The sequence below is a fragment of the Spirosoma aerophilum genome, assembly GCF_054782495.1.
Genome location: NZ_BAAGSJ010000006.1, coordinates 1 through 5250, shown reverse-complemented (window position 1 = coordinate 5250; position 5250 = coordinate 1). Strand labels below are relative to the sequence as shown.

The 5250-nt window shown below is 44.7% G+C and carries 4 protein-coding genes and 1 pseudogene; 1 reads left to right on the top strand and 4 read right to left on the bottom strand.

All coding sequences use genetic code 11. From position 1 onward, the window contains the following. Positions 1 to 745: penicillin-binding transpeptidase domain-containing protein (locus ACYVK4_RS07645; protein WP_461126903.1), on the top strand; the 745-nt coding region annotated here is incomplete at its 5' end. 3396 nt (positions 746 to 4141) lie between these two features. Here the strand turns inward: ACYVK4_RS07645 and ACYVK4_RS07640 are convergent. The 4 genes and pseudogenes from ACYVK4_RS07640 to ACYVK4_RS07625 form a co-directional block, all read right to left on the bottom strand. Then, on the bottom strand, positions 4142 to 4318 hold the full coding sequence (locus ACYVK4_RS07640) for a hypothetical protein (protein WP_461126902.1): 177 nt from the start codon (positions 4316 to 4318) through the stop codon (positions 4142 to 4144). Between the two features lie 15 nt (positions 4319 to 4333). Further along, positions 4334 to 4384, bottom strand: a pseudogene (locus tag ACYVK4_RS07635) (hypothetical protein); the annotation flags it as partial. Next, positions 4366 to 4545 carry a hypothetical protein gene (locus ACYVK4_RS07630; RefSeq protein ID WP_461126901.1) on the bottom strand — a complete coding sequence of 60 codons (180 nt, stop codon included), beginning with the start codon at positions 4543 to 4545 and terminating at the stop codon, positions 4366 to 4368. The gene ACYVK4_RS07630 and the pseudogene ACYVK4_RS07635, both read right to left, overlap by 19 nt. A 196-nt stretch (positions 4546 to 4741) precedes the next feature. Continuing rightward, positions 4742 to 5152 carry an IS110 family transposase gene (locus ACYVK4_RS07625; protein ID WP_461126904.1) on the bottom strand — a complete coding sequence of 137 codons (411 nt, stop codon included), beginning with the start codon at positions 5150 to 5152 and terminating at the stop codon, positions 4742 to 4744. Positions 5153 to 5250 lie beyond the last annotated feature (98 nt).

Sequence of the window (5250 nt, the reverse complement as noted above, 5' to 3'; positions counted from 1 at the left end):
CAGCGAGCGGCGGGGCAACCTGCCTGATGTACCTTACTATGATAGGATGTACAAGGGCGCTAATCGCTGGAAGTTTTCGTATGTTTCCTCCTTGAGTATCGGGGAGGGGGAACTGTTGATTACCCCGTTGAAACTGGCTAATCTGGCCGCGGCCATTGCCAATCGGGGGTGGTTCATCACGCCCCATTATATCCGGGGCTTTGGCCAGGCTGGCGTTCAACTGCCGGCTCAATACCGCTTGCGGCACTCAACCGGCATCGACCGGCCCTATTACCTGCCGGTCATTGATGGCATGCGCCGGGCGGTTGTGAATGGTAGTGCTAAATCGGCTAATTTGCCTGGGCTGGAGATGTGTGGCAAAACGGGGACGTCGCAAAATGCCAAATACGGGGCTAAGTACGATCATTCAATCTTTGTGGGCTTTGCCCCCATGAATGCCCCCAAAATTGCGGTAGCTGTCTTTGTGGAAAACGCCGGCTGGGGGGGAGATGTGGCCTCTCCCATTGCCGCCTTGGTGGCCGAGCGCTACATCCAGGGACGCACCGTTTCTAAGCGTTTAGCGGCGCGGCTCCGAGCGGCCCGTTTCCTGCCCCCCATTGGGGGCGTAAGGGTGTATCGAAAACTGGCCACGGCTTGGAAAAAGACACCGACCGTTCCGCCGGCTCAAGCGTATGGGCCCGCCCATGGGCCGCTTCTGCCTAAGCCTATAGTAGTGGAAAAGCGCGTAAAGCCAATCGGCCCTTAGGCCCCAGAAAAGTGTTTAATTAGTAAACCGTAGAGGGGTCATTTCTCGCCACTTAGTGTCATAATTGTTGCGCTCAAATGTGATATGAAAGTCCATTACTCTGTCTTTGTCAGAGGATTGGGGGCCTGAGGGTTTATCTATCCCGAGTTGATTGGCATACAGATCGCCGTATACGACCATTGTGTGGCGATTACTGCGAATGCTCATTTGGTTGAGGCGGTATATTAATTGCGGACAAACGCTAAAGACAGGGCGTTCATGGGGAAGGTTAATGTTGATGATGCGATCAATACAGAGTGGCTCAATCAAAAAGCATCCACGGGGTTTTACGGAAAAGTAGTATAGGACTTATATATGTACTTAAAGGTAACCCTATAGTGATTTCACAATGGTATACTAGCGTGATTAGACTGAGTAACCCGATCCGTGTCAATCGATCCTGCAACAGGAGAGGCTTCCAAGACTAGCCCTAACTTGGACTGGCGCGTGCCTACCAGTAGGCAGGTAGCTCGCCCTCGCTCGGTACACAGGTAAATACTTACATGGGCTACTCGACTGACTAACCGGCAATGCCGGGCAAAGTAGCGAGCAAAAGGTATAAACCTCTTGTTCCAATAGCGAGCGGCATCGCCCATAAACAAATTGTTAGGACCTGTGACATCCAGAAAAGAGGTGGGTCAGCTGGCCAGTATGTCTTTCCCGTACTTAAGCTGTTCTGCCGAGCGTAGCGAATGGTGATACACACTGCGAAAGCTGGTAACTTGCGGTAGCTGGGGAACAACGGGTAGTGTGCCGTCTCACGAAGCCGTTTGTAATACTACAACCCCATTTATTAGCGGCCTATTAAAGTCCAGCATCAGCAGAGTTGGCAAATTGACAGCTTTGTCTAAATGCTAACTCGATAGAGCCAGATGACTGCTCGCCAGCCTAGTGGCTTAAATTTCTCCCAACATTAAAATGGTAGCCGCCCTTATCAAGCGATGAGATAGACCCTGTTTTTCTTCGGTAAGCTCGTAAAATGAATTTATTCGCTAAGACGCTCAGCGATTTCTTTTATGTCCAACTGCAATTTTTCGGCTTTAATGGCTGCCTCGTCCGCCGAAGAACTAGCTCGTTGAATCGATCGCGGTAAACTTGTCAGTTTCGGTCTAAATTAAGTTGGTGAAAAAGAATGGCCCTTAGTAGGTTTCCAACACTAAAAGGCAATATCGAGAATTGAAGTTGTTTTTTCCATCAGTTTTGAGGGGCAGATGACAAAACGGGTAAGCAGTGCCCCGTGCTACGCGCCTACTCCGGACGTAAACCGGGTACAGAAGGCGTACTGTGAAGTAAAAGTACACGATCACTCTTTTTATATATAAGTGAGTGACCGGGCGATTTTTATTGGCTGTATAGCCATATTTGGCTAAAGGCTAGTTGATTGAAAAGACCAGTGAGTGCCGGAGGTTGCCTAAAAGAACTTAAGTCAGCAGGTTGATCAAGCTAAAGCTAGCCTCCTGCTATAACCGCAGTTATTTATTCGATAATAGACACCTGAGTTAAAATTTGTCTCATCAAATGCAGAATTTACTAGATAAAAAAACCTGCTCACATAGGGAGCAGGTTTTAAACTATAGCTTAAGTTGTTGACAACCCAGGAAAATGTAAAGCCATTGACGGTATACGATCAAATTGTGAATTCTTTATACACAACCAATTCTTTTGAGGGGGCCTTCTATACGTACTTATCTTTTACACTTAAAGAAAGCGGCTTAATGTAGACCATGACTTGTGCTCAAACTGACCAGGAGGGGGTCAACCCCGAAATGATCAACTCCTCGTAGTTGTATCAATTAAAATTGATCATAAGAAAGCGGGAATGTTGCTGGTAATGTGGCCTAGCTTTTTTTTAAATTAGTGAACAGTTCGGTTCCTTGATAACTTTAAGGGCGCTCAACCAGTAAGTTGCAGATCGGATTTCTTCCTTGTCCCGGCGCAAATCGACATCAACAATATCCAGCTTTGTTATCTGAAATTCTTTCGAAATAACGATCACCTGATCACCTATAGTATTGACTATTGATTACTTACTATCATAATTGCGATTTGCCAAGGTGGTTATTACCGTTAAAACTGACAGGGGTTAAATATGCGTAAAAAACATAGTGCACAGTATACCTTCAAAAGACCACACGAGGATATACTGTAACAAATAGCCGCTGAACCTTTAAGAATGCCCCTAATAATAGGTAAAATCTGGGAGGTGTTAACGGGTGCAATTTTCAGGTAACTTTACTTCATTTCGACGTATTTTGGAACAAACTGAAACCAATTATGAATTAATAAACTTGTTTTTCACTCTATATGATAACACATCTTTCAATTATCATCTTTGTGGCCATATGCCACCAATATCAAAAATTGAATGATCGTTCCATAGAAGGTTACTGCAGCTGCGTAAGATGGCATTAATTTGACTAGCCAAATGTAAAGTAGTATAAAGAGTATGGAACTGCTAATCGTGAGAATTTGGTAAAATTGCCGTTCGTCAGAACCCATTTGTTTAATTTTTCTATGAAAAAAGTAAATTCAAGATTTGTTTCTTTTTAAAAAAGAATTGTATAATAGATAATTTCTTCAATTGGAAAACACTCCTTAAGTTTATTAACTATCTAACAAACGGGGATACAATAAATTTAATAAGTAGTTAGATAATTTCCGCTTTGCTAGTTATTAATTTTTATTACATTCAACATAGTTTTGTTGGGAGTTTTAACAAAGACTGTTATTAATCAGCTAATATGGTAAAAACATATTTCAACATTGCCTAGTAAAAGGCACATTAACGGGTTAAGGTCACAATTTTGGGAACTTTCAAAAAGATGGCTTTTGGGCTGCTTGGTATACGTTAAAAGCAGTCCTATTATTGGGGCTACTGATTGCTGTTCGTGCCCATTAGTAATTTTCAACCATCTTCTGACAGTTGGATAATCCAGTAATGATCGCGGCGCATCTATGTTAGTTAGGAAGGTTCTGAACTGTGCAATGTCAGCTGCAGGATAGCAATTGCCTCACTAGATCGGGTAACGCTTAGCAAATTATGACCAAATGTAGGCAAGTTTTTAGAACCATCTGTAAGGACAGCGAAGCAGGACCATACATGGGCATGGTATATGGCTGTTTAATAATGCAAAAATTTCACATGCTCAAATAATACACGAATGCATAATTGGACTTAATTTCTATATAACTTAAGCCGCGTTCAAATCATGATCTTATTTAAAGTTTTAGTCAAATAAAGTTACTTTTATCGTCTTATATTATTACCTGGTGATTCTAGTCAAAATAGTAGCTGCTTAACTGGGTTGAATAGGGTATCCTTGCGAATGGTTCTAGAAACGGTCCGATTTCTATGGTTCATGTAAACGATTTCACATAATTTTTGTCATATTTTTCACCCCGCTCTACTACCGCGTAGATACGATGGATGAGTTTGTTGCGAATGGCATTCAATACCAGCATTTTTTTCTTGCCCTCTTTGACTTTACGCTGGTAATAATCCTGCAACTCGCCCTTCCCTCGGATAGCCGCCATAGCACCTAAGTGAAACAATGACTTGAGCCGTTTACGAGCATGCTGACTCACGCCGGGTCGCCCTTGAACGCTGCTACCTGATTGATAATTGAAGGGGGCAACCCCAGCATGGCAGCGGACGCCGCGCGGGCCATTTTTTTAGGGTCAGTAATGGTCTTCATCTCGTTAGTGGCGATGACGATCTCAGTAGCTGTAGCCTGCCCGATGCCAGGAACCGAGGTGACCAACTCAAAGAGTTGGCTCAGACGTGGATCGGCTTCAATGAGAGTTTCAATAGATTTCTCAACCGCTTTGCATCAGTTTGACAACTCTTGCTGAGTTGTTTTTGCAGGGCCGGGTCGATAAAACCCTGTTGCTCCGCCAATGGACCAGCCAGTTGGTCATAGACGCTGATAAGTCGCTGACGGGCAGCGATTAGCAAAGCTAACTTTTGAACCACTTGACGGGGCGGTTCCCAGACACGAAGCTGATCGCGGAAGCGAAAAGCGTACTCAGCGATACGCTGGGCATCAATCGACAGGGCCGCCTGGCGGTCGGTCTTACCCCGTTGCAGACGCCCGTTTTTTTGATTTGCAGCGATGACTCTAACCAGATAGGGAAGTGTAATTTTTGAAGAAAGTCAAGCAAGTGAGCATTGTAAATACCAGTGTGTTCCATGCAGAAGATGGCTCGTTGGGGGGTCCACCTAGGCAGTGCCTTTAAGAGCCGCAAGGCGGTCTTGATACTTGCGATGGTGTTAGAGGTAGTAGTTTGCAAAACTATTTTTTTGCCGTCGTAAACCGCCCAATCCAGCGTCGCTTTAGCGATGTCAATGCCGCACGGGCGGCCCCGCAATAAAATAGCGAATGTGCATGATGATCTGTACTTTAGAGTTGCCAAAAGCCTACCGCACGGGCGGCCCCGTTATTTTGTGCTCAATACCTTGCTAACGG